This window comes from Citrobacter sp. Cb080 (assembly GCF_030334745.1).
GTDB classification, from domain to species: domain Bacteria; phylum Pseudomonadota; class Gammaproteobacteria; order Enterobacterales; family Enterobacteriaceae; genus Citrobacter; species Citrobacter braakii.
In genome coordinates this window covers 1-3,124 of the sequence record NZ_JAOWDG010000057.1, presented here as the reverse complement: position 1 = coordinate 3,124, position 3,124 = coordinate 1, and the positions used below count along the sequence as shown (strand labels likewise).

General features: G+C 49.6%; 3 protein-coding genes and 1 pseudogene. All 4 read left to right on the top strand.

Going from position 1 to position 3,124, the window contains the following annotated elements:
* The coding region (gene tnpA, locus OGV38_RS10190) for an IS200/IS605 family transposase (protein ID WP_286473102.1) at positions 1-273 on the top strand (273 nt) is incomplete at its 5' end.
* Between the two features lie 272 nt (positions 274-545).
* Complete coding sequence (locus tag OGV38_RS10185) at positions 546-1,100, top strand: TorD/DmsD family molecular chaperone (protein ID WP_286473260.1); 555 nt, start codon at positions 546-548, stop codon at positions 1,098-1,100.
* Positions 1,097-1,789: pseudogene (locus OGV38_RS10180) on the top strand (molybdopterin-dependent oxidoreductase); the annotation flags it as partial. The gene OGV38_RS10185 and the pseudogene OGV38_RS10180, both read left to right, overlap by 4 nt.
* 90 nt (positions 1,790-1,879) lie before the next feature.
* Positions 1,880-3,087, top strand: a protein-coding gene (locus OGV38_RS10175) for an IS3 family transposase (protein WP_117086587.1) whose coding sequence is annotated in 2 segments (ribosomal slippage) — positions 1,880-2,201 and positions 2,201-3,087 — 1,209 coding nt in all. Because the reading frame shifts where the segments join, the coding sequence is not laid out codon by codon here.
* Positions 3,088-3,124 lie beyond the last annotated feature (37 nt).

The window sequence follows — 3,124 nt, the reverse complement described above, 5'->3', positions numbered from 1 at the left end:
CATATGCTTGTGGAAATCCCACCCAAAATGAGCGTATCCGGCTTTATGGGGTATCTGAAAGGGAAAAGCAGTCTGATGCTGTATGAACAGTTTGGGGATATGAAATTCAAGTACAGGAATAGAGAGTTCTGGTGCCGGGGATACTACGTAGATACGGTGGGTAAGAACACGGTGAAGATACAGGAATACATAAAGCAGCAGCTTGCAGAAGATAAAATGGGTGAGCAGTTATCGATCCCTTATGCGGGTAGCCCGTTTACGGGCCGTAAGTAACGAAGTCTGATGCAAATGTCAGATCGTATGCGCCTGTTAGGGCGCGGCTGGTAACAGAGCCTTATAGGCGCATCCGAAAAACCTCCGGCTATGCCGGAGGATATTTATTTCCACGCTTTCAGATTGTCAATTCTTGAAACAATAAACCGCGTAACACATTTATTTAATGAGTCTGACCATTAGTTTCATCAAAGAAAGATGAGGCGTTTTCTTTATTATATCAACCTGCGTTACGTTTTCATTTGTTTTATGAATAAATGGTTGGTTAATTCATGGGTGAAATATATGAAACCCTGACGATCTTTGAATCGACAGGGTTATTGTTGCGTGATTTTTTTATTTCTCACGATAGTCACACGCTGAAAGCGGCTTATTCAGCTCCGGAAGCACATGCCTCGAGGCTAACAGAACAGGAGTGGTTGGACGCGGAGTACGACTTCAATGCGCTATTTGTTGGGCCACAGACGTTAAAGGCTGCGCCGTTCGCTTCGGTTTATCTCGAAGAAGATGCCCTCGTAATGGGTAAATCAACTTTGAGCATTCGGGAATTCATGGCAAATATAGGTTTATCTATAAACCACAAAAATAATATACCGGATGATCATATTTCATATGTATTGGAATTGGCGGTTTTATTATCGGCTAATGCCAGAACATCAGCTAAATACCAGGTCGCCTTCACTCGATATATAAGTGAGTATATAGCGCTGTGTGTGCCCGAGTATATCGAAAAAATAAATATAAATGCACAAACCGCCACGCTGAAAACCGTAGCGGGAAGGTTGTCTTCTTGGCTTAATGAATTAAACACGAGAGTATCAATATGAGTAATGAACCGGGAGTTCTGAACAGACGTTCATTTTTGAAAGGGTTAGTTGCCCTTGGAACCGTGGCTGCCCTGCCTGGGGGGTTGCTGACTTCACGCTGCGCATTGGCGCAACCGCCAATTCCGTTTAACCCTAAAACTTACAAAATTTCTCGCAACGCCTGTCCGCGTAACTGCTATGACACCTGTAGCCTGAAAACCTGGGTGAAGGATGACGTCATTACCTTTGTGGAAGGCGCGCCTGAGTCAACGTTTACGCATGGAACACCCTGTGTAAAAGGTCTGACTTATCCTCGCCGGGTGTATAGCCCGGATCGCATTAAATATCCGATGGTTCAGGATGTTCGCGGCAGCGGTAACTGGCGTCGTATCTCCTGGGACGAAGCAATGCAGCGCATTGCGACCAAGATGCTGGAGATTAAAAAGAAAGACGGCTCAATGCTGGGGCTGGCGCTGTCAAAATACTCAGGCAACCTTGGGGTGATGGGTTATGCCGTTGAAGGGATGATGTCTTCGCTGGGTTACACCACCCGTTTTGCCGGGACACCTTGCTGGCCAGCCGGTATCGACGCCCAGAACTATGATATGGGGGATATGTGGTGTAACGACCCGGAAGATTTTGTAAAAGCAAAATATATCATCATCTGGGGCGCGAATCCGGCCTGGTGCTCTATGCACACTATGAAATATGATGTAGCCCCCTGAAACACCGGACAGTAGCTGTATCTCCAGATAAGAGATAGGCTTGAATATATGTCTAACACTAACGCCAATTTTGAGATGACCGGGATCCTGTTAGGGCAAGAAGTCCGTAAACGTAAAACTCCTCAGGAGAAGATCGCCATTATCCAGCAGACGATGGAGCCGGGTATGAATGTCTCCCATGTCGCCCGCCTGCATGGTATCCAGCCCAGCCTGCTGTTTAAGTGGAAGAAGCAATATCAGGAAGGCAGCCTCACCGCCGTTGCGGCTGGAGAGGAAGTCGTTCCTGCTTCTGAGCTTACTGCTGCTCTGAAGCAGGTCCGGGAGCTTCAGCGCCTTCTGGGCAAGAAGACGATGGAAGTTGAGATCCTGAAAGAAGCCGTGGAGTACGGTCAGTCGCGAAAATGGATAGCGCACGCGCCCTTGTTGCCAAAGGACGGGGAATAGCCATGGTCTGCCGGACCATGGGCGTGTCGCGTGCGCAACTGTCACTGCGGATTAACCGTTCTGCCGACTGGCAGGACAGGCGCTGTAACCGGCGTAATGAAGAAGCAGACGCAGAAATACTGTCGGCTATCCTCAACATTATCAGCGATATGCCGAGTTATGGTTATCGACGCGTGTGGGGCATCCTGCGCAAGCAACGTCGCACAGAGGGACAGCTACCTGTGAATGCCAAACGGCTTTACAGGATAATGCGTGAGCATAACCTGTTGTTGTTGCATCACAAACCAGAGCGACCGAAGCGTGAACATAAGGGCAAGATAGCGGTGGCAGAAAGCGATATGCGCTGGTGTTCAGATGGCTTCGAGTTCGGCTGCGACAACGGCGAAAAACTGCGGGTAACGTTCGCGCTGGACTGCTGCGACCGTGAGGCCATAGACTGGGCAGCAAGCACGGGAGGCTATGACAGTTCGACCGTGCAGGATGTGATGCTGAGGTCGGTGGAAAAGCGCTTCGGCGACAGGTTGCCCGACACAGCGGTGCAGTGGCTGACGGATAACGGTTCAGCGTATACCGCGTATGAAACGCGGAGGTTCGCGAGAGAGCTGAATCTGGAGCCCTGCACAACAGCGGTGAGCAGCCCGCAGAGTAATGGCATGGCCGAACGGTTCGTGAAAACGATGAAAGAAGACTATATCGCGTTCATGCCAAAACCGGATGTGAGAACAGCACTGCGAAACCTTGCAGTAGCGTTCACGCATTACAATGAAAACCACCCGCACAGCGCGCTGGGATATCACTCCCCGAGGGAATACCGGCGGCAGCGGACATCGTTAACTTAAGATACAAAAGCTGTTCGGAGATGGAGGGTCAAGATCA

Bases quoted from the DNA above. Each gene is read 5' to 3' on its own strand.
- OGV38_RS10185 (WP_286473260.1), top strand. From the start codon at position 546: ATGGGTGAAATATATGAAACCCTGACGATCTTTGAATCGACAGGGTTA.